The organism is Bacillus sp. ME78, assembly GCF_903970865.1.
Lineage (GTDB): Bacteria > Bacillota > Bacilli > Bacillales > Bacillaceae_G > Bacillus_A > Bacillus_A cereus.
In genome coordinates, this window is record NZ_CAJCKK010000005.1 from 85,188 (window position 1) to 107,535 (window position 22,348).

Here is a 22,348-nt window from a genome sequence, read left to right on the forward strand (position 1 = left end):
GAAAAAAGATTAGCATCTAAATAAGATGCTAATCAATGCTACAAACAGAAGCAGAGCAATCTTCACAAGCAATTTCACATTTTAAAAATTGTAAATCGTGGATTGTAATCTTTCCTTTATGAATCGAAATTGTACCTTGCTTTTTTAATTCATTTAACATTCGATTTACACTTTCACGTGAAGTTGCACAGAAATTAGCAAGTTCTTGATTTGTTAATGGTAAATCGATGAGAATCCCATTTTCTTTTAATACACCGTAACTATTTGTCATTCGTATAAGAGTAGAGTACAGGGCACCTTTTTTGCCGTGTAATACTAAATCTCGGAACTTCGTTTGCATTCTTCTTAAATGTTCACTAATCCATTTCATAAATTCAAATACAAGTGCTGGTTTTTGGAGTAATGCTTTTTCTAACGCTTCACGCTTTATAACTCCTACTTCAACATCTTCAAGGCATTTTGAATTTAATAAGTATTTCGCATTGTCCGTGAATAATGTTAGTTCTCCAATAATGTCATATTCCGAACAAATTCGAAGTGTCAATTCTTGTCCGTCAGCACTTAATTTACTAATTTGTACTTTTCCTGAGTGGATGATATAGAGCTCTGTTGCCTCCATACCTTCTTGAAAAATAAAACTACCTTTTTTAATTTGCATTTTATATTCAACAGATGCAAGTAATTCTTTTAAATCTTGAGATAATGTCATACTGTTTGCCACAGTGATCACCTTTCTTCTTATAAGCAATACATTTCCTATTTTGAGTGTAAGTATGATGAAAATGCAAGAGCTATTTTAAAAATAAATTGAAATTTCAATGACCGTAAGGGGAAGAAATCTTCAGTTTTTAGTTTGAAAAATTCAATAGACAAAGTGGATGAGATTAAAGATGTGAACAAAATTCGAACGGATTTGTGAAGAATTTTTGAATGGGGAAAGTAATGTGAGAAAAGTCACATTGAATATGTAGCTTCTTTTTTATAATGAAGGCAAATAAAAAAATTGAAAGCTTACTAAGGATTGCAGCAGAAAAGAAGGGATATAGATGCATGAGAACATGAAAGATTCTTTAGAACGGCCACTTCAAGATTTACGTATTTCAGTTATTGATCGTTGTAATTTTAGGTGTACATACTGTATGCCTGCTGAAGTGTTCGGACCTGATTACGCTTTTTTAAAGGAAGAGCTTTTATTAACGTTCGATGAAATAGAAAGATTAGCGAGATTATTTATAAGTATGGGAGTCAATAAAATTAGGCTTACTGGCGGTGAACCTTTATTGCGTAAAGACTTACCGACGTTAATTGCAAGACTTGCAAAGCTAGAAGGCTTAAAAGATATTGGACTCACAACAAACGGTATTCATTTAGCAAAACAAGCAAAGGCGTTAAAAGAAGCGGGATTAAAACGTGTAAATATTAGTTTAGATGCGATAGAGGATTATGTCTTCAAAAAAATTAATGGACGAAATGTAAGCACAAAACCTGTATTAAAAGGAATTGAAGAAGCGAAGAACGCAGGGTTAGAAGTAAAGGTAAATATGGTCGTAAAAAAAGGAATGAATGATAGTCAAACTCTTCATATGGCTCGTTACTTTAAAGAAAAAGAAATTCAGCTCCGTTTTATAGAGTTTATGGATGTGGGCAGTACAAACGGCTGGAACTTTGAACAAGTTATTACGAAGGAACAATTAATAGAGAAGATTAATCGTGTATATCCGATTGAGCCTGTTAAACCTCGTTACTTTGGAGAGGTTGCGAAAATGTATCGATATGTAGGGAGCGATGCAGAAGTTGGATTTATTACTTCTGTTTCTGAGTCATTTTGTTCTTCTTGTACGAGAGCCCGTATTTCGGCAGACGGTAAGTTTTTTACATGTTTATTTGGAACAAAAGGAACGGATTTGCGAACGCTTCTTCGAGAAAATATTTCTGACGCCTCATTATTAAAAATTTTACAACATACATGGCGATATAGAACAGATCGATATTCAGATGAAAGAACAGTTGAAAGTACAAGTAAACGTCCAAAAGTTGAAATGTCTTACATTGGTGGATAGTGAAAGGCGGAGTTCTTATGCAAGAGCGTTATGCAAGACAAGTATTGTTTTCTAGAATTGGTGAAATGGGACAAAGAAAAATAAGAGAAAAGCATGTGCTCCTAATCGGTGCGGGTGCACTAGGAGCTGCAAATGCAGAAGCTCTTGTTAGAATGGGAATTGGGAAATTGACAATTGCTGACCGTGACTACGTCGAATGGAGTAATTTACAACGGCAACAGTTATATACAGAAGAAGATGCACAGCAGTGCAAACCGAAAGCAATTGCAGCGGCAGAGCATTTAAGAAAGATTAATTCTGAAGTGGAAATTGTACCAGTAGTATCGGATGTCACACTGCAAGAAATAAAAGAGTTAACAAAAGAAGTGGATCTCATATTAGATGCGACTGACAATTTTGATACGCGCCTACTTATAAATGACATTTCACAAAAAGAAAATATACCTTGGATATACGGTGGATGTATTGGAAGTTACGGTGTAACGTATACAATTCTTCCAGGGAAAACACCATGTTTTCGCTGCTTAATGGATCATCCTATGGGCAGTGCAACATGCGATACAGCAGGAATCATTCAACCAGCTGTACAAATGGTCGTTGCTCATCAAGTAACAGAGGCGATGAAAATATTGGTGGATGATTTCGAGGCGCTAAGAGGAACAATGTTATCATTTGATATTTGGAACAATCAATATCTCTCATTAAAAGTAAATAGACAGAAGAAAAATACATGTCCATCTTGTGGAAATACACGCACGTACCCAAGTTTAACATTTGAAGCACAGATGAAAATGGAAGTGCTATGCGGACGGAATACGGTTCAAATCCGTTCAGGGGTAAAACGTGTTCTTCATTTAGAGGAAGTTCAAAAACGATTACAAAAAAGTGTACTTGTCCAAAAAACGCCTTACTTACTATCATTTCTAATTGATGAATATCGTTTCGTTTTATTTACAGACGGTAGGGCATTTATTCATGGAACAAATGATGTGAAAATAGCAAAACGTTTATACGCAAAATATATAGGATGAACAGAAAGAGAGTTGTCCCTTATTAAAACGAGGTGAAAAAGAATGTTAGAAAAACGTATACCAATTCCAGTGGCAGAAGCAGTTGCACGTGTAATGGAATATGCTTACCAAGGTGAAATAGAAAAGGTTTCTTTTATAGAAAGCTACGGTAGAACACTTGGAGAAGATGTTATTGCAGATCATGATGTCCCGCATTTCAATCGTTCTCCATACGACGGATTTGCGATTCGAGCAGAAGACACAAAAGAAGCAAGTAGCAGTAATCCCATTCTGTTTGAAGTGATTGGTGAAATTGGAGCAGGTTTTGTTTTTACAGAAGATGTGAAAGCATTTCAAGCTGTCCGTATTATGACAGGTGCGGCAATTCCTGCGGGGTGTAATACAGTAGTTATGTTAGAGCTAACGGAAGGATTTGAAGAAAACGAAAAGACTTATATGAAATTGAAACGCTCCTTTGTTGCTGGGGATAACATTTCTTTTAAAGGAGAAGATGTAAAACAAAATAGCATTCTGGTGAAAAAAGGGACTGTTATTAATCCTGGAGTTGCAGCACTTCTTGCTACGTTTGGTTATAGTACGGTATATGTTGTAAAACAGCCAGTCATTGGAATTGTAACGACAGGAAGTGAACTGCTCGAAGTACATGAACAATTAAAGCCAGGGAAGATTCGAAATAGTAACTCTTATATGATAGCTGCGCAAATTGAACGAGCGGGCGGAGTTGTACGGTATTATGGACAATTCGTTGACGATTTTGAGACGTGTTATAACACTGTAAAAAAAGCGATAAAAGAAGTTGATATATTAATTACAACTGGTGGCGTTTCAGTAGGAGACTATGATTATTTACCGGCTATTTATGAGAGATTACAAGCTAATGTACTTTTTAACAAAATAGCGATGCGACCAGGAAGTGTGACAACTGTAGCTGAGTTAGAGGGAAAACTATTATTTGGTCTATCTGGTAATCCTTCTGCTTGTTATGTCGGATGTGAATTGTATGTTCGACCTGTCATTGGAACATACTTGCATAGGAAAGATCCGCACATATATCGTGCAGAGGCAATTTTACAGAAAGACATTTCGAAAGCAAATCCGTTTACTCGTTTTGTAAGAGGGAGAGTAGAAATTGTAGATGGGCAATTGCAAGTTACACCAGTCGGTTTAGATAAATCTAGCGCAATTTCTTCACTTGCAGAAGCGAATGCATTTATCGTTCTGCCGGGAGGAACGAGAGGATTTGAAACAGGAATAACCGTTTCGGTACTGTTATTAGAATCGAACGTCGGAAGTGAGTGGCCGTGGGAAGAGCCGCTTCGATCATACAAGTAATAGAGAAAGAGATTGCTAACTTATATAAGGATCAGAGGTGCAAGATGACACATACGTATTATGAAGTAATTGATACACCTATTTCAATTGAAGAAGTTACAAACAAAGTAATTCGTCGTGAGTGTGGTGCGGTTACTACTTTTATTGGTACTGTTAGAGAATTTACGAAAGGTCGACGTACACTTTGTTTAGAGTATGTAGCTTATAAGACAATGGCGGAGAACCAGCTTGAGAGAATTGGCACTGAAGTAGGAGAGAAGTGGCCAGGGACATATGTTGCTATTACACATCGCATTGGTACATTACAAATTTCTGATCTTGCTGTTGTTGTCGCTGTTTCTACACCACACCGGAAAGCTGCATATGAGGCGAACGAATATATTATGGAGCGTATTAAACAAATTGTTCCAATTTGGAAGAAAGAGTTTTGGGAAGATGGTGAGTCATGGATAGGTGATCAGTTAGAGAAGGTAACATATGCAAATGGTGAGCCTGGAAAGGAGAGGAGTATATGATTGAAGTACTATTATTTGCACATTTACAAGAAGAAGTAAGTAAGCCGGCATTACACATAGATTGTGAAAATATTACAGTTGCGAAGCTGAAGGAAGTTCTGATTAAGGAATATAATGTAGCAATTTCAAACGAAATTATGGTCGCGATAAATGAAGAGTATGCAAATGAGGATGACATCATTCAAGTTGGCGATGTCGTAGCAATGATTCCGCCAGTAAGTGGTGGTTGATTCTTTTCAGCCTAATCATGTTAGGACGTGATTAGGCTGGAGAGAATGAATATAACTATGCATACATAGGAGGGAACAGGATGAAAAGTCCTAATTTTCAATTAAGTTTACAAACTTCTAATCTAGTTATCGGTTTTATGGTATGGGTCATTTTATCATCATTAATGCCTTATATTAAAGCGGATATTCCATTAACTGCGGGACAAATTTCTATAGTAACAGCAGTACCGGTTATTTTAGGTTCTGTTCTTCGCATTCCAATTGGTTATTGGACAAATCGTTTCGGAGCAAGAAAATTATTCTTTATTAGTTTTATTTTATTATTATTTCCTGTCTTTTATATTAGTGTTGCCAATTCTATGATGGATTTAATTATTGGTGGATTATTTGTCGGAATCGGTGGTGCTGTATTCTCTGTAGGGGTAACTTCTTTACCAAAATACTTTCCGAAAGAGAGTCACGGTTTTGTAAATGGTATTTACGGTGTAGGTAATGCCGGAACAGCCATTACTTCATTTTTAGCGCCTGTTATCGCAACTTCAGTTGGCTGGAGAGCGACAGTACAATGTTATTTGGTTTTACTTGCAGCATTTGCACTTATGAATTTTTTATTAGGCGATCGTAAAGAGAAAAAGGTGAATACACCATTAATGGAACAAATAAAAGGTGTATATAAAAATGAAAAACTTTGGTTTTTATGTATCTTTTACTTTTTAACATTCGGATCATTTGTCGCATTTACCGTATACTTACCAAACTTTTTAGTATCTCACTTCGGATTAGAGAAAGTAGATGCAGGTATGCGGACAGCTGGATTCATCGTACTCGCAACAATTATGCGCCCAATTGGTGGTTGGCTCGGTGATAAGTTTAATCCATTTAAAATATTAATCTTTGTATTTATCGGTTTAACACTTTCAGGTATTATTTTATCATTTATGCCTAGCATGAACGTGTATACATTTGGTTGCCTACTAGTCGCATTTTGTGCAGGTATAGGTAATGGTACAATCTTTAAACTCGTTCCAATGTATTTCTCAGAACAAGCTGGTATTGTAAATGGTCTCGTATCAGCTTTAGGTGGACTAGGAGGATTCTTCCCACCGCTAATTTTAACGTTACTATTCCAATTAACAGGTCATTATGCAATTGGATTTATGGCGTTATCAGAAGTCGCACTTGCTTGTTTAATCATTACAGTATGGATGTATAGCCAAGAGAAATTGTTAGTGATGTTAAAGAATCATTAATAAGGAAAAAGAACTGTCCCAAAGTATTTTGGGATGGTTCTTTTTGTAATAGGCTTCAACATGTTTTTATTGCTATCTCAACAAACGCTCGTTTTCTAAAAGAGTGTGTTTTTAAAATGAAAAACAGAAGGTTTATGGAATTTTATTTTAAAATATAGAAGTCAAAAGTTATTCAATTAAAGGGTAGATTAGTGAAGGAAATCTTAAATCTATTCTAAAGATCGAACTCATTTTTAGAATGCAAATATTTAATTGAATCGGGATGTTTAGATGAAAAAATATAAGTCCACTCAAGATAAACAAGTATCAAGTATGTTAGGTGTTTTAAGCGACAAGTATGGAATTGATGTAAGTATTCTTCGCATAGTAACTGCAGTATCAGATTTTTCTAGGGCCAGATTTTTTGGTAAGGCTAATGGATATTGTGAAAAAGAATACTTAAAATAAAAAATACCGTTTAGGTTGATAAGATAAAATTATGAATTTGTATAAACAATCCATAATTTTCTTTATGAGTTATATTTGATATGTTAAAGAAAAGAGAGGGGAGGGAAATGAAATAAGAATTTTTGATGAGCATTTTCATATTATTGATTTCAGTTTTCTGATTATTAAGAACTGAGGGTGTTTTCCGATGAATAAAATGTGGTCCATATTTAGTAAAGAGTTTAATCCAACTATAATATATTTGGAATGAGGTTTTACATGTTTGTTTTTATTATATTAGACGTGATATTACCAATATTAATATTGATGCTAATTGGTGCAATCTTACAAAGAAAGTTTCAATTTAACTTAAAGCAGCTATCTACACTTATTACTTATTGCTTGATGCCAGCGGCTGTATTTGTGAATATATATGATATTCGTATAGAAACAGGTTTGTTGCTCCAGATAATATACTATTTAATGCTTTATAGTCTGAGTCTGATCATAGTAAGTCATTTCATTTCAAAAATATTAAAGTTAGAAAAAGGAGAAAGTGCAGCTCTAAAAAATAGCATTTCGTTAATGAATTCCGGTAATTATGGGTTACCAGTAAGTCAATTGATTTTCAGTCACAATCCAGTGGGGGTTTCCATTCAAATTTTTATTGTTATTTTCCAGAATCTTTTAACTTATTCATATGGGATATATAACTTACTATCAGCAACAAAAACAATCGGAGGTATTATTCAATCATTTCTAAGACTGCCTGTATTTCATGCACTCGTATTAGGGGTTTTCTTTCAATCTTTTACAATTCAAATACCTAATTCTATCTTTATTCCTCTTAATCAGCTTGCGAATGGTTTTGTTGCAATAGCACTCATATTGCTAGGGGCACAATTATCCAACATTAAGCTTAATTTTTTCCATCGAGTCATAACATGGGCTTTAATTGGAAGGTTACTGATGGGACCATTATTAGCACTTGCTATGATATATCTACTAAACATGGATGGTATTGTTGCACAATCATTATTTATTGCAAGTTCTTTTCCTACTTCAAGAAATACATCAACCATTGCTATGGAGTATCAAATAGAACCTGAATTACATGCACAAATCGTTTTATTTTCAACACTTTTCAGCATTATTACAGTAACTGTCGTTATTTATTTGTCATATATTTTGTTTTGAATGTACGTGCAAAAAACGAATAGATTTGAGGTGGTAAATGATGGACGGAAATCCCATCGATATGAGAAGAAAACAGTCTTAAATATATTGAGTGCCGTTTACAATTGTACTATGTCTGATAATCAAGTGGCTTAATTCAAAAAAAGGAAACTCATTAGGGGTTATTTCGTATGTAAATCTTTAAAGCATCTACATATAGATTTGCGAAAAAAGACACAATCTCGCTTATAATTGACGTTACATGAGCTTAGGTTGATAGTGATGGGGGAGCGTCAAGTAAGAATTTTATCTTTATTGATTCCATGTAGTTTTTCCGTATTATTGTAAATAAGGGGGATGATTCTAAGTTGAGTAAACAGAATATTAGCACAACGGTTTCGGGAGATATAATTGTTACCCATCTAGTTGGTAATATAAAAACAGATGATGTGTATGAATGGTTTAATGGTTTCGAGCAGGTTTGTCAGCAATTCATTTCCGAAGGGCGGAAATACAAATTGTTGGTGGATAGAAAAGGATACACGCCAAATCATTTTTCTGTTCAAAAAGTATGGAAAGAGAAGTTTTTCAATGAAACCATTTTGAATCACAGTAAGGCAATTGCATTTCTCCTTGAAGAGGGGGAGATAATGGATTATTTACAACAATCTAATACGAAAGAATCTGTGAGATTTTTTGATGAGTATGAATATGCGCTAATTTGGTTGAATGAATATCCAATATAAAACCTGTATTGAAGCAGTTGCTCTCAAGCAACTGTTTTTTATGTCCGTAATTGTTGCCGTTATTTTTCTTCACAGATTCTTATCCAATTGCTTGTCTGAGCCTAAAAAACGAAACTAAAGCAAAAAGAACAAACGCCTCTAAAAACGTTTGTTCAAAGTTAATTACTATTTTAGCTGAGTGATAGATTACAATTTGCGAGTATGAGAAAGTTTTTTTATAAGTTTAGGAAGTATAGATGTTAATTCTTGCTTCATGCGCTTCGTAAACGATGGGTCCTTACCTGAAGTTGAAATAGTGACAACATATTCATCATTTCGAATGACACCAGGTGTGTGAAAAGATGATGCTGTACTACCACTTACAACGTTAACCCACTGGAAATCATGAGCGGCCTGTTTGACCATCATATTTACAGCATGTTGATTTGTAGCTGCATAAATAAGATGAGCATCTTTAATATCATCATTACTAAAAGTTTTTTGCTTCCAAGTAATATAAGAAAGTTCCTTCATTTCCTCGCAAATTTCTGGGCTGACAACAGTGACGAAAGCACCTGTATTTTTTAATCCAGACGCTTTTCGATATGCAATTTTACCTCCACCAATGATAACGACCACTTTATTTTGTAGATTAAACATAAGAGGGTACATGTTATACATATATGCATTCCTCCATTCGTTCTAATAATGTTAACTTCATGTATGTATCAAACTGAAGACAGTTACAAGTCGTAACGTGATCATATTTTTTTGTATGCAATTTAATTTTTTGAAGTAATAATCCGGTAAAGAGAAGGTACGGCATGACATATACATGGGACGCAGTCGATGTTATAGCCTTGAGCTCAGCAGCAAAAGAGGGAGTTCCTTTCGTTAAAAAGGAACAGGATACTGGCATACCAAGTTTTCGTTCGACAGCTGCTCTGATTTGTTGTAATTCATGTATCGGTTGTGGATCACTACTGCCTCGTCCTACGAGTAAAATACTACTATTTTGCATTGACATAGCTTCACGTATTCTTTTCACTACAAGTTCCACCATATGTGGATGTGTACTAAAAGGAGGTACAACTGAAAATGTTATTTGTGGATATTTCTTTTGTAGTTGCTCTATTTCAAAAGGAATATCACGTTTATAGTGAGCTGCTGCAAATAATAAAACAGGTACAATCATTATTTCAGTTACTCCCTCTATTATCGTTTCTGTAACTGCATCCGAAATAGTAGGTGTCGTTAGTTCTAGAAAAGCTATTTTTTGAATTCTTTCGTTTCGCTCTTTCATAACAGATTGAATAAATTGAATGAATTGTTCATTACCTTCTTGTAGCCGGCTCCCATGTCCAACATATACAATTCCTTTCATTGTCTCACCATGTCTTTCTTCATAAGAGTTTCTTGTAATTGATGATCTACGTTATGAAACCCAACTTTATTTGCATAGTGTAAAGTTGGAACGTCGGTATACGAGAATGGGAGAGTAAGAATATTGATAAAGCCAAGGCGTTTTATTTCTGCTAGAAACGTATCAATAGAAGCACGACCTTCAAATACAATGCTATCCCATGAGAATTCAGAAAGAATACGTGAATGAATTTCATCGAAGCGATGATCAATTGTGTACTCATGAGTCATCATATAGGAACCAGCACCAATTTTTTCTTGAATAACAGCAATTCGGTTAATGTTTCGTCCTAAATAAATCGTTGAATTCGAAGAAAATTGCGCAGGTTTACTGAACAATCCATATTGCATGAGCTTTTCTTGAATAGAAAGGTTCATATAGTGAAGTTCTGCCTGTAAGGAACGAATATCTTTATGATATTTACTGCATGATTGCATTAAGATGTCTACACTGTCAGCGGAACAAAATACAAGACGATCAACGTTAAAAATCTTATTGATTTGTTCAGAGGTTAATGTGTATTCTTTCTTTTTGAAAGTTGGAATTTGATATATTTCTGCACCGGACTCTTGTAACATTTGCTTTATTGCGCTTTTTTTATTTGTTGCAGATGCAAATAAAACTTTCTTGCTGTGCAATGGCTTGCGTTCTTTCCAAGAGATTTGATTACGTAAGGAAACGACATCACCAACAATTGTCATAGAAGGATTAGAAATATTTTCGTTTTTGACAATAGAAACAATGGTAGACAGTGTCCCTGTGACAACGCGCTGTTTACCAGTTGTACCCCATTCAATGACTGCTACTGGCGTATCTTCTTTTTTTCCTGCTTGTAGTAAGTTTTCACAAATTGTAGGTAAGTTTTTTATACCCATGTAGTAGGCAATCGTGTCGCTATTGTAAGATGAATTATATTTTCCATGATCGCTTAAAGGACCTTTTGCATGTCCAGTTAATAAAGTGACACTATTACTGTAGTCACGGTGGGTGAGGGGAATACCTGCATAGATACTAGCGGCGATGCTAGATGTAATACCTGGTACAATTTCATATGGAATATTTGCTGATGCTAAAGTTTCTGCTTCTTCACCAACACGGCCAAAAATAGATGGATCTCCGCCTTTTAAGCGGACTACGATTTTTCCTTCTTTCGCAAATTGAAGGAGGTGTGAGTTAATCATTTCTTGACGCATAGTATGATTCTTTGGCATTTTTCCGCAATAAATAAGTTCACATGTTTCTTTTGTATAATTAAGAAAGGAAGGGTTTAATAAGCGGTCATATAAGACGATATCTGCACGATTTAAGCACTCTATCGCTTTTTTTGTAATAAGCCCTTCATCACCTGGTCCTGCACCAACTAAATATACATATCCGTTCATATTCGCACCTCGTCTATTTTTATTTAAAAGGAAGCCAGGGGAGGCTTCCTTTTGTAAATTACATGTATATATAAATATCTCCGTCAATAACTTCTACTTCATACGTTTGAATACAACCGTCATCAGGTTTTTGAACTTCACCTGTTAGTAGTGAAATTTTCCAATCATGTAGTGGACAAAAGACGAATTCTCCAGATACAATACCTTCCGCTAATGGCCCGTTTTTATGAGGACAACGATTTTCTACAGCTCGAATATCGCCATTTGAAAGGCGGAATAGGGCGAAAGACATACCTTTCATTTGCACCTCTTTACCGATTTGAATAGGAAGGTCTTCTGCACGCATAACTTTTATTTTTTCTTTCGTTTGTATCATATAGGTCACAGCTCCTTATTTCACAGTTTCTACTTCATACATCGCTTTTAATGATTTCGTTTCTAGTGCTTGTCCCCATGCTTCTTTATATGTGCCACGAGTTTTTTGGAAACGTTCATTTAACGTAGTAATCATATTTGCATCTTGCAGTATTTCTTTTATGTGATCGAAGCCTAAACGTTCTGTCCAGTAGGCAGTACGCTCTCCGTAAATACCAGTTTCACGATAATATTGCATGTAAGCTGTAGCGATGCGAAGGACATCATCTTCAGTAGGGACAATCATTACAAAATCAGCTTCACGTACTTCTGTACCACCATTTCCGCCAATATAAAGTTGATATCCATTTTCGACACAAACAACGCCAAAATCTTTCGTCAGTACTTCCGCACAGTTACGCGGACAACCAGTTACACCCATTTTCATTTTATGAGGTGTATCTACCATTTCTAATGATTGTTCAAGCAACATACCAAGTCCTAATGAATCTTTCGTACCGAAACGGCAAAAACGAGAGCCAACACATGATTTTACATTACGAAGAGATTTTGAATACGCATATCCAGAAGTCATATTTAAGTCAGCCCATACGTTAGGTAAATCTTGTTTCTTGACACCGTATAAGCCAATTCGGCTTGCACCGGTAATTTTCACAAGTGGAACATCATACTTCTTCGCAACTTCAGCAATTTTCATTAAATCATCTGCTGTTGTAACGCCTCCGTACATACGTGGAATAACAGAGAATGTACCATCGTGCTGGATGTTACCATTCATTCTTTCATTAACAAAACGGGACGATTTATCATCTTCATATTCTTCTGGAATCGCCATACGTAAATAGTAGTTTAAAGCAGGGCGGCATTTCGAACAGCCGTCTTCATGTGCAAAACCAAGAACATTTCGTACTTCTTTTGGAGATTTTAAGCCTTTCTCGTAAATGGCCGCTACGACTTCATCACGGGATAAAGGTGTACATCCACACATACCGGCAGATTGCGCTGAGGCATCAAAAGCATCTCCAAGTGTATGAGATAAAACTTGTTCCACAAGCGGACGACATTTACCACAAGACCCTGCGGCTTTCGTACAGCCTTTAACTTCTTCAAAAGTCGTTAACTCTTGTTCTAAAATGGCGTGAACGATTGTACCTTTCGTAACACCATTACATCCGCAAATCGTGTCATCAGCACTCATAGTAGCAACGTTAAGTTCACTTTCTTCACCAGCTTTGTGAAGAAGAGAAGCGGCTGTATATTCTTGTATATCTTCTTCTTTCTTTAACATGCTAAAGAGGCGTGTTCCGTCAGCTGTGTCACCATATAAAACGATACCGATGACTTTATTGTCACGAATTAATACTTTTTTATAGGAACGTTTACATTCATCAAAGATTGATATTGCTTTCGTTTGAGCATCTTCATAAATTTGACCAGCAGAGAATAAATCACAACCTGCAACTTTTAATTGCGTACCGACGATACTGCCCGAATATCCATCAGTTTGTAAATTTGTTATATGTTTTGCTAATATCGCACCTTGTTCATAAAGAGGAGCAACAAGTCCATATGCGATACCGTCATGCTCTGCACATTCTCCAACTGCATAAATGGACTCGTCATTTGTTAGCATATAGTCATTGACTACAATACCGCGATTTACAATTAAACCAGCATCTTTTGCTATTTGCGTATTTGGGCGTATTCCGACAGCCATTACGACTAAATCACAATCTACAACTTCACCATCTTCAAATTGAATGCCCTCAACATGGTCTGTACCAAGAATTTTTACAGTTTTCTTTTCCATTAGAAATTGCATGCCTTGCGCTTCCAAATCTTCGCGTAATAGAGAAGCTGCTTTCGTATCTAGTTGCTGCTCCATTAAGTTTGGCATTAAATGAACAACATGTACGTCCATCTCTAAGTCAATAAGACCTCTTGCGGCTTCTAAACCAAGTAACCCACCACCAATAACAACGGCCTTTTTCTTTTCTTTAGCGGTGTCTATCATAAATTGTGTATCTTCAATTGTTCGAAATCCTGTTACACCAGGAAGAGTAGAACCTTCAACAGGTAAAATAAAAGCACTAGAACCTGTTGCGATAATGAGTTTGTCATATGTAAGAGTACGATTTTTTTCTGTGATAATGATTTTTGCTTCTCGGTTAATACTTTGAACTCTTTCGTTTGTATATAAAGTTATTTCGTTTTCTTCATACCAACTGTATTCATTCATAATGATATCTTGCATATTTGTTTTGCCTTGTAAAACGTGAGAGAGCATAATGCGATTGTAGTTTGGATGCGGTTCATCTCCCAAAATAGTAATCTCATATGAATCACTATTATGTTTTAATATTTCTTCCATACAGCGTATTCCAGCCATACCATTTCCGATCATAACTAAACGTTTTTTCATTTTCGTTTCCCCTTTTTCTGTGAAATGTTGAACAAAGGATTATATTTCTATTATAGAAAATCCAAAAAAGGGGAGATGTGATATTTATCACATTTTTATAATGATTCACAAATTGTTAAAATTCGGATTTATTCGAGAGGGATGTGTATATTCTTTACCAAATGAAAAAACAGGACATAAGTATGTATACTCATGTCCTGCACTTGATTTATACTCTCGTAATTGCACGTGGAAATAAAATGTTATTTTCTAAATGAATATGCTCAAATAAATCAGACTCTAGTGCTTCAAGGCGTTGGTAAACAAGTCGATAAGTGCCGCAAGCTCCTTCTGGAGGAGTAAAGTCATTTGTAACTTTACGAAGCTCTTTAATAATGTTGCCTGCGTGGTTATGTTCATTTTCCAACTTATCTACTACTTTACGTAAATTCACATAGTTTTCTTCATTTGGATTTTGTTCAAATTCTAAAATTAATGGAAAATCTTCTGTTTCTTCTTTAATTAAATGTTGTTCTAATTCCATCTTTAATTCGTGAAATAGCTTATGAATTTGAGCTAAGTGAGGCTGACTTGCTCCGTGGACGCGTAATACTTTCGTCACATACGGACTTAATTGTGGTAATTCTTCATTTAAATAGCGATGATGCTTATTTATAACATAATCAATCAATTCACGATAAGAAGCATTTTTCCAATCAATTTCAGATTCATTTAATCGTTTCGTATTATTATAAAGTGTATTTAATTCTGTAAGTACTTCTGTTGCTGATAAATTTCTTTCATGAATTGCATCAATAAGTGGTTTATTACCACCACAACAAAAGTCTATTCTATATGATTTAAAAAGATCGCTAGCTTTCGGAAATTGTGTAACGATCTCACCGACAATAGAAGTTTCAGTAAATGCATGTTTCATATGAACGCCTCCATAAAGTTTGAATGTAATAACTAAATTAAGAATAGCGATAAATGAAAATCAATGTGGTGATTGAAATCACTTATTATGTGTCAGTTTTAAGGATAATAAAATGAATTTTATAAAAGGAAGTGGGAGGGGAATTCGTCGTAATAGTTTCTGATAATAAAAAAGAAGCTTACTAGAAGCTTCTTTTTTATTACTATTTTTCGCATGCAACTCCATCGCCATCACGATCAAGATGTGAGTCATAACCTGGTTGTCCTTTATGTAAAGGGGCTTTCCCAGCCGCTCTAACTGCAGCACAATTTTTGTAGTATGCACTACTAGTATTTCCTGAAGCGGGTTGTGTTTGAGTTTGCTGTGCTTTTTGCTCTTCTTGTTGTTGTTTACGAGCTTGTTCGTCAGCCTGACGTTTTTGTTCTCCTTGTTGTTTACGAGCTTGTTCCTCAGCTTGTCGTTTTTGTTCTTCTTGTTGCTTACGAGCCTGTTCATCAGCTAGACGTTTTTGTTCTTCTTGTTGTTTACGAGCTTGTTCCTCAGCCTGACGTTTTTCATCTTCTTGCTTACGAGCTTGTTCCTCGGCTTGACGCTTCTCATCTTCTTGCTTTTGAGTTTTTTCGTCCGCCTCTTTCTTTTCTAGCTCTTTTTTCTGTTCACTATCTTTTTGTTCTTCATTGTTAGATGCCACTTTTGTACTAGTTGCTGTCGTTTTTTCAGAAGAAGGAGCTGAAATACCTGATAGCGCAACAAAAATGACAAATAATAAGGCTGTAATAATAAATTGTTTTTTCGCTACACCTGTTTTCTTAATTACAGATAAGATTGCTAGAACAAGGAAGAATATAAATAGAATGAAACTTAAAGTAGAAAAAAACTCGACGACGGGGTGTTCCGATTTTGTTGTACCGGCCGTTATTAATACAATAGAAATCATAAAAAGAATAACGGTAGGACGTCCATATTGTTTTGCTTTTCCATTTTTCTTAAAGAATGAAATAATACATAAGATTAAAAGAATAAAAGCAATAAAAAATAAAGCTGCACCAATATTACTTAAAATCGACATTTTCATACCTCCATTTGTAAGATTCTTCTTATTGATTATATAGGAACTTATTGGATATTACACGTTTTATATAAATTTAGAAAGTTAATATTTTTACTAGACTTTTAAACATTTATTTTGTATATATGGAAAAATAGATATATATCCTATTACGTTTTGAAAGAGATTTCATAAATTATAGTATATCGATTGAAAGGAGGAGATTTGAATGGAATTTCAATTGTTGGTAACTTGTATATTACAAGAAGGTAATGCTTACTTTTTAGTAACGAAGGTAGACGATGTTATTACGTTAAAAGTGCCGATTACTGCGGGAGTAGCAGGTTTATTTTTAGCTTTAGGTGTACCAAGATGTTCTTAATTTAAATCTTTATAGTAGAAGGGGAAGGGACATGCCTTCCTTTTCTACTATTACATAATATAATTATGTAAACTTAAATGTCATATTTGTGATAGCACGTTTGAAATGGACATGCATATACTATAATGTTTCATTGGATGTTAGCGGTGAAAGGTAGTTTTAATAAGTGCATCCAGTGATATTTTTAAGCTATGAAAATAAAAGAGGTGCTATTATATATGAAAAGAAAAACATTGGATATTCCAGTTACATTGCGAAGAGAGTGGTTTTTAATAGAGTTAGCTCATTTAACGAAAAAATATGGAATTGAAATTGCAACTAGCAAAATGGATGCTGCACCGTTTTTAAGAGATCAAGTTACGGAATCAAAGATAGGGAAAGGATTACAATACGATAAATATGATGATGAGTATATAATTGAAAATTAAATTAATTTATAACAAAATATAAAATAAAGCAGATTCTAAATATAGAATCTGCTTTATTATGAAATACTTGTAGTCAACTAGCCTCTTTCTAGTGTTTTTCCTACATATTTCTCTTGCGTTATTCCAAAAGAGTCACGAAGAATGCGAGCATAATCTTTAGATTCTATTGGTAGTTTATTTTTGGTGCCTTTAAAGGTTTCTGTATAATTTTTATTTGTTAATGATATGTGACCATAAGTAGTTAATTTACAAGTGATAGCTCCTTTATTAAAAGGAGATTCTTTATGCTCTACAATCACTTTTTGAATGTTATTCACTTTTTTCTCATCTATTGGATCTACAGTGAAAGCATAACCTATTTTCCATTCAGTTGAAGGTTCAGATTGTAAGAAACTTGTAGATTCTCCGTTAGCTCCTTTTCTCATTTCTAAAATATGCGTACCTTTTCGAGTATTTCGCTTACGAATTCGATATTCTCCTGTTTGAGAGGAGATGACTTCTCCGTTAAAAGGGACTGGATGTAAAGGGAGATGAGATGCAAAACCTGCATCCACAACATAATCTTTTTCCTCATGACTTAATATGATAATGACATGACCATCATCGGGTTTCCATTTATTATCGTACAGATCATAAACAGTACCGGCTACTTTGTATACTTGAAATCCACAATCAATTAAAAAATAATACAATAAGGAGTTTAATTCATAACACAGTCCACCTCGTTTTTGAATAAGTAACTTTTCTATTAAGTTATCTTTTGAGATATTTTTAATAGTACCCGCCATAATATCAAGATTTTCATAGGGGAGAATCATTCCCATTTTTAATAAGATTTCATCTAAATCATCAAATGTTATTTCTTTTGCAGGAATTTTTAATCGTTTAAAAAACTCCTTTTGTAAATTGGTCATCATAAAGCATTCTCCTTTCTTTTTACAGAATTTTCTTCTGCTCACCGATAGGTTAGTACTTCTACAAGGTTAATTCAAGTGCGCGGAAATTATCATAATATATGTTTCTGGAAATATGATTGTTTATTCGGAAATTTCAGTTTAATTCCTAATTATAGGAAAGTCTTATAATATAGGGTCCTTTAAAATTATTTTGTATTTAATGAAAAGAAAGTACATATCTTTATTATGTTTTTAAATAACTAATTAGTAATAAAATGTTTTTTTACTAAAATTTTTTCAAGATTTGTATGCTTTATATAAACAATAATGATTTAAAAAATATCTGGATGTTGTGAAGTTAACAATTATTGAGAAACTTTTTTGTCATATTCTATCAAAAGGAAGAGTGGGAAACAAAGAGAATAACGAGAGTTAAGGAAGAGGGAGGCATTATTAGTAACCTTCTGAAAATAGGGTTAACATCTTTTTTAATAAAAGGTTAGCTATTATTAAGGAAGGGAAAATATAAAATATTATAAAGAACACCTTCTTTCAAAAAAATAGGGGGAGTAATATGCGACTGATGAGAAGATGTGTGGCCTTACTAATTGTATTTTTTATCATGGCTCCAACGATTAGCACGCATGTAAAGGCAGAAGTTGTAAAAGAGCTTGGAAAGGGGTTTCCTGACACAGAAGTATTTACACCTGGGGAATGGTTTTTAGGCCAAAAACCTGCTAATTATAATGAGAATAAACCACCAATTCTCTTTGTGCAAGGAAGAAATGGTAATGCGGATAGTTGGTATGGAAAGACAGTATATCATGATATAAATGATATGTATGATTTTGCTTTGAAAGCAGGCTATCAAACAGTGTTTATACAATTATATGATGCTGCGGGGAAAGGTTCGGCTAGTCAGTGGGATAACGGAAAACTGTTAGCACAAAAACTTGAAGAAATATATAATCATTTCGGTAAAAAAGTTAATATTGTAGCACATAGTAAAGGTGGTATTGATACACAGGCCGCATTAGTCGAATATGGTGCGAATCGATTTGTCGGAAATGTTATTACACTTGCTACACCGCATCACGGCTCAAATTTAGCAGATTTATCATATAGTTGGTGGGCAGGGTGGCTTGCTTCTATATTAGGTCAAAAAGATGATGGTACGTATTCGTTACAAATAGGTGAAATGGCAAAGTTTCGTTCAACAATAGATAACAACCCAGCAGCTAAATTAAACCGTTACTATACGGCTACTGGGACTAGCTGGGGGCCAACATTTTCTGCATTATCTATGGGCGGGTTATATTTATCGTCGTACGGTTCAAATGATGGACTAGTAAATGAATGGAGTGCGAAGCTATCGTACGGTACACATTTATTTACAGATTCAAGATTTGATCATGACAATATAAGAAAAGGATCAGCTGTTTTTGCACGAATTGAACCATATTTACGTACGACAAATGTGGGGTTACCAGCTTTAGTAGCATCCAGCACTAGTTCAAATGAAAATCTAGAACAATTAAATACAACTTCAAATCAAAATATTTTAGGAGGCGAATTACCACAAAATCAGTGGATAGAGCAAAGTATTTCTGTTGATAAAAAGGCTGAAGGAATAGTTTCTGTACTAACTGCTTCTTCTGATGTAGAAGTGCAAATGGTATCTCCAAAAGGAAAAATCTATGCAAACAAAGATAGCGCTATAACTACTGGTGAAGGCGAATCTTTCTTTAATGGGGCGACAATTAGAACATTCAAGTTTGATAAATTGGAAGTAGGCGAATGGAAAATCAAAATGATGGCGAAGCAGTCGAAAGATGCATATTTAGTTGTAAGCGATTACAAGAATGACGCGCCATTTGTTCTTCAAATGCCTACAAAGGTTAAAGTAAATAAACCTGAGTATAAACTGAAAAAATCACCAGTGGCACCTGAAATGAAAGGGGATCTTTCCATAACAGTAAGAGTCGTTAATAAAGAAGGTAAGTTAGTCTCTGAATTTAATGAATTACAAAATGTTAATACGAATACATTTACAGGTGCTTTGAAAGATATAAAACAACCGGGAGTATATAACGTTACGATGGATATAAAAGGGATGAATAAAGAAGGAAAACCATATAATCGTACGATTGTTAAGTCGGTTTATGTAGAGAAATAGGGAAGAATAAATAAGCATAATATAGAAGTGCAGAAATCTTGTGTTAGAAAGAATTCTGCACTTTTTTTGCGTGATGAGAGATAATAAAAGTCGAAGAAAACTGTTATTCAATAAAAAAAGATGCTGAAATAGCATCTGAATGTGAAGAAATAATATTAACTTAGTTTTGTAACTGTTAATTCAACTGAATTTATACCATTGTCACAAGTTACAATACTTTGACGATTAAAGCCACTATTATTTCTAAGTTGAAGAGTTGAATTAGCTGGCACTGTAACAATCGTTTCGCCAACAAGTTGAAGACATTCGTTATTTGATGAAGTATTCATTTGAATAGCGAAGTCACCTTGACTATTAGCAAGTGGATTGTTATTTAAAAATATAGTTATGACTGGGATATGTGGAAATACAGGATTTAAAGTAGTATTAATACTGGAAATGAACGAAACTCTATAATCACCAGCTTGTCTAAATTGTATAGTAGTAGGGTTTAGTAAGGAAACGCCTCCTGCTAAAGGTCCAACGTGATTAAATGGAAAAGGGTTGCCAAAAGGAACAGTTATAAATTCAGTTTGCCAAAAAGTTCCGTATGCAGGACAGCTTCGTTTATGTGAATGGTCACATGAACATTTTTTATTTGAACTGGAAGAAGATTTGCATGAGCATTTTTTATACGAGTTTGAAGAATGATAGTATGAACCCAATATATTACCTCCTATTCTTAATAAATGTAAAACACATAATAGTTTATGAAAATGAATCACAATTGGCGTGTATGCTTGTACTATAGAAGGAGATAGATTTGGAATAGAAAGTGCTCAAATGATGAAATATAGTATTTGGTTATCATCTGTAACATTTTTTGAAGGTGATAAGATTCATAATTTGATAGAAAAATGAATGGAATTTCTAAATAAATTGAAGTAACGAGGGAACGTTTATCACGCTATTTTCCGAGCAGTAAGACCCCACCTCAAAATTCAGTGAAAGCAAAGAAGTTAGTTGGGGGATGAACAAAACCCCCACTGAGTAAAGTTTCAATTTACTATATTAATTTCGTCTGACAAAACAGCAATATTATCTTTTGCTGTATGGATGTTATCGTTTGGTGAAGTTATGATATTTAATCGTATGTATATTAGATTATTTAGTTTATTTTTTTATTTGTGTAGCTGGGCAGGAAGAAGTCAGAAAATATAGAATAAATGTACATATGAAGCATCGTTTGTTTTTGGTGTGAATAGTAATTAAAGATACGCTAAAATATTTAAAATTGTAACGAAAGAGAGATTAAATAATAGAAGGAGCAACTTACATGGAAAATATATTAAAGGTATCTTCAAAATCAAGCCCAAATTCAGTCGCGGGTGCAATAGCGGGTGTACTAAGAACAAGTGGTAATGTGGAAATTCAAGCGATTGGGGCTGGAGCTATAAATCAAGCGATTAAAGCAATTGCGATTGCAAGAGGGTTCGTCGCTCCAAGTGGTATTGACTTAGCTTTTGTTCCAGCGTTTCAAGAGATTTCTATCAATAATGAAGAAAGAACAGCGATTAAATTAATTGTAGGCCCTAGAAAGAAAAGGTCTTAAAAGTAATTGTGAATGGTTCGTATCAATACAAAGTTCACAACAGTAAAAGCAAAGCATACTATGTAACTGCTAATCCTGCTTATGTGTATGCAAAATGAAAATTATAAAAGCAGAACTCTCCTAAGGTTCTGCTTTTATTTGTTGTAATTAATTATCGCTATCTAGTGTAAATCCCTATATAGTTTTTTTCTTCAATTAACTTAACATTTTTTAAGTTTACAGACATTTCATATTCTGATTTGTCAACATTTTCATACATTGTATTTTTTATCCTTTTTTTAATAAATCAACGGTGTGTTCTAACCATTCTAAAGGTGTTACTTTTAATCCCTCAAAATATATTCCATCTGCAGCTTCTTTTATATATCTATTTTTTTCTTCCTTACTGTAATCACTTTGAATAAATTTAGTTAAGAAAATAATAGCATCTTGTATATATTCTTTATTTTCCTCTTCTATTAGTTCTTGAATTACCTCTTCATAGAAAGAATCTTGATGAAAGTTTCCTGCTAGGAATTGATAAATTTCATCTTCTGGATTGTGTTTTAATAACATATTTATCCT

The 22,348-nt window shown here is 34.2% G+C and carries 24 protein-coding genes and 1 pseudogene; 14 read left to right on the forward strand and 11 right to left on the reverse strand.

Going from position 1 to position 22,348, the window contains the following annotated elements; genetic code table 11:
* Positions 1-28 precede the first annotated feature (28 nt).
* On the reverse strand, positions 29-721 hold the full coding sequence (locus H6481_RS08800; RefSeq protein WP_000013866.1) for a Crp/Fnr family transcriptional regulator: 693 nt from the start codon (positions 719-721) through the stop codon (positions 29-31).
* 325 nt (positions 722-1,046) lie between these two features.
* Here H6481_RS08800 and moaA point away from each other — a divergent pair, with 325 nt between their 5' ends.
* From moaA to H6481_RS08845, 9 genes are all read left to right on the forward strand, one after another.
* A complete protein-coding gene (gene moaA, locus H6481_RS08805) occupies positions 1,047-2,060 on the forward strand; it encodes a GTP 3',8-cyclase MoaA (protein WP_182811473.1) in 1,014 nt (337 codons plus the stop codon).
* A gap of 17 nt (positions 2,061-2,077) precedes the next feature.
* On the forward strand, positions 2,078-3,091 hold the full coding sequence (locus tag H6481_RS08810; RefSeq protein WP_001158064.1) for a molybdopterin-synthase adenylyltransferase MoeB: 1,014 nt from the start codon (positions 2,078-2,080) through the stop codon (positions 3,089-3,091).
* Between the two features lie 42 nt (positions 3,092-3,133).
* Complete coding sequence (glp, locus tag H6481_RS08815; protein WP_182811476.1) at positions 3,134-4,423, forward strand: gephyrin-like molybdotransferase Glp; 1,290 nt, start codon at positions 3,134-3,136, stop codon at positions 4,421-4,423.
* A gap of 44 nt (positions 4,424-4,467) precedes the next feature.
* A complete protein-coding gene (locus tag H6481_RS08820) occupies positions 4,468-4,938 on the forward strand; it encodes a molybdenum cofactor biosynthesis protein MoaE (RefSeq protein WP_000149965.1) in 471 nt (156 codons plus the stop codon).
* Entirely contained in the window at positions 4,935-5,168 is a 234-nt protein-coding gene (gene moaD / locus H6481_RS08825; RefSeq protein WP_000573676.1) for a molybdopterin converting factor subunit 1, read from the forward strand. The genes H6481_RS08820 and moaD overlap by 4 nt, the downstream gene beginning before the upstream one ends.
* A gap of 80 nt (positions 5,169-5,248) precedes the next feature.
* Complete coding sequence (gene narK, locus H6481_RS08830; RefSeq protein WP_000841859.1) at positions 5,249-6,418, forward strand: nitrate transporter NarK; 1,170 nt, start codon at positions 5,249-5,251, stop codon at positions 6,416-6,418.
* Positions 6,419-6,688: 270 nt separating this feature from the next.
* A complete protein-coding gene (locus H6481_RS08835; protein WP_182811478.1) occupies positions 6,689-6,865 on the forward strand; it encodes a hypothetical protein in 177 nt (58 codons plus the stop codon).
* Between the two features lie 258 nt (positions 6,866-7,123).
* Positions 7,124-8,041: an AEC family transporter gene (locus H6481_RS08840; RefSeq protein ID WP_000497496.1), complete on the forward strand. Its 918-nt coding sequence runs from the start codon at positions 7,124-7,126 to the stop codon at positions 8,039-8,041.
* 317 nt (positions 8,042-8,358) lie between these two features.
* The gene (locus H6481_RS08845) at positions 8,359-8,766 is read left to right on the forward strand and encodes an STAS/SEC14 domain-containing protein (RefSeq protein WP_232357456.1); all 408 of its coding nucleotides are present in this window, start codon (positions 8,359-8,361) and stop codon (positions 8,764-8,766) included.
* A gap of 186 nt (positions 8,767-8,952) precedes the next feature.
* Here H6481_RS08845 and H6481_RS08850 read toward each other — a convergent pair whose 3' ends face one another.
* The 7 genes from H6481_RS08850 to H6481_RS08880 form a co-directional block, all read right to left on the reverse strand.
* On the reverse strand, positions 8,953-9,426 hold the full coding sequence (locus H6481_RS08850) for a precorrin-2 dehydrogenase (RefSeq protein ID WP_000282601.1): 474 nt from the start codon (positions 9,424-9,426) through the stop codon (positions 8,953-8,955).
* Entirely contained in the window at positions 9,419-10,129 is a 711-nt protein-coding gene (locus H6481_RS08855) for a sirohydrochlorin chelatase (protein WP_000676477.1), read from the reverse strand. The genes H6481_RS08850 and H6481_RS08855 overlap by 8 nt, the downstream gene beginning before the upstream one ends.
* On the reverse strand, positions 10,126-11,550 hold the full coding sequence (locus H6481_RS08860; RefSeq protein ID WP_023521786.1) for a uroporphyrin-III C-methyltransferase: 1,425 nt from the start codon (positions 11,548-11,550) through the stop codon (positions 10,126-10,128). The genes H6481_RS08855 and H6481_RS08860 overlap by 4 nt, the downstream gene beginning before the upstream one ends.
* Before the next feature lie 58 nt (positions 11,551-11,608).
* Positions 11,609-11,926, reverse strand: a complete 318-nt coding sequence (gene nirD, locus H6481_RS08865; RefSeq protein WP_000616683.1) for a nitrite reductase small subunit NirD — start codon at positions 11,924-11,926, stop codon at positions 11,609-11,611.
* Positions 11,927-11,941: 15 nt separating this feature from the next.
* A complete protein-coding gene (gene nirB, locus H6481_RS08870) occupies positions 11,942-14,347 on the reverse strand; it encodes an NADPH-nitrite reductase large subunit (protein WP_023521787.1) in 2,406 nt (801 codons plus the stop codon).
* A gap of 208 nt (positions 14,348-14,555) precedes the next feature.
* Positions 14,556-15,263, reverse strand: a complete 708-nt coding sequence (ric, locus tag H6481_RS08875; protein ID WP_000679632.1) for an iron-sulfur cluster repair di-iron protein — start codon at positions 15,261-15,263, stop codon at positions 14,556-14,558.
* 202 nt (positions 15,264-15,465) lie between these two features.
* Positions 15,466-16,332 (reverse strand): excalibur calcium-binding domain-containing protein, encoded by an 867-nt coding sequence (locus H6481_RS08880; protein ID WP_182811481.1) that lies wholly within the window; start codon positions 16,330-16,332, stop codon positions 15,466-15,468.
* 208 nt (positions 16,333-16,540) lie between these two features.
* Here H6481_RS08880 and exsG point away from each other — a divergent pair, with 208 nt between their 5' ends.
* Both exsG and H6481_RS08890 read left to right on the forward strand, forming a co-directional pair.
* A complete protein-coding gene (exsG, locus tag H6481_RS08885) occupies positions 16,541-16,693 on the forward strand; it encodes an exosporium protein ExsG (protein ID WP_000395679.1) in 153 nt (50 codons plus the stop codon).
* Between the two features lie 218 nt (positions 16,694-16,911).
* Complete coding sequence (locus H6481_RS08890) at positions 16,912-17,121, forward strand: hypothetical protein (RefSeq protein WP_000824207.1); 210 nt, start codon at positions 16,912-16,914, stop codon at positions 17,119-17,121.
* 77 nt (positions 17,122-17,198) lie between these two features.
* Here the strand turns inward: H6481_RS08890 and H6481_RS08895 are convergent, their stop codons facing one another.
* The gene (locus H6481_RS08895) at positions 17,199-18,038 is read right to left on the reverse strand and encodes an arylamine N-acetyltransferase (protein WP_182811484.1); all 840 of its coding nucleotides are present in this window, start codon (positions 18,036-18,038) and stop codon (positions 17,199-17,201) included.
* A gap of 553 nt (positions 18,039-18,591) precedes the next feature.
* On the opposite strand from H6481_RS08895, the gene H6481_RS08900 reads away from it, so the two are divergent.
* Complete coding sequence (locus H6481_RS08900) at positions 18,592-20,193, forward strand: hypothetical protein (RefSeq protein WP_182811487.1); 1,602 nt, start codon at positions 18,592-18,594, stop codon at positions 20,191-20,193.
* 155 nt (positions 20,194-20,348) lie between these two features.
* Here H6481_RS08900 and H6481_RS08905 read toward each other — a convergent pair whose 3' ends face one another.
* Positions 20,349-20,897 carry a hypothetical protein gene (locus H6481_RS08905; protein WP_000536156.1) on the reverse strand — a complete coding sequence of 183 codons (549 nt, stop codon included), beginning with the start codon at positions 20,895-20,897 and terminating at the stop codon, positions 20,349-20,351.
* A gap of 611 nt (positions 20,898-21,508) precedes the next feature.
* Between H6481_RS08905 and H6481_RS08910 the strand changes: the two genes are divergently transcribed.
* Positions 21,509-21,784 carry a stage V sporulation protein S gene (locus H6481_RS08910; protein WP_000427801.1) on the forward strand — a complete coding sequence of 92 codons (276 nt, stop codon included), beginning with the start codon at positions 21,509-21,511 and terminating at the stop codon, positions 21,782-21,784.
* Positions 21,781-21,882, forward strand: a pseudogene (locus tag H6481_RS28785) (N-acetylmuramoyl-L-alanine amidase); the annotation flags it as partial. The gene H6481_RS08910 and the pseudogene H6481_RS28785, both read left to right, overlap by 4 nt.
* A gap of 169 nt (positions 21,883-22,051) precedes the next feature.
* Here H6481_RS28785 and H6481_RS08915 read toward each other — a convergent pair.
* Positions 22,052-22,339, reverse strand: coding sequence for a contact-dependent growth inhibition system immunity protein (locus tag H6481_RS08915; RefSeq protein WP_000924765.1), 288 nt, complete (start codon positions 22,337-22,339; stop codon positions 22,052-22,054).
* Positions 22,340-22,348 lie beyond the last annotated feature (9 nt).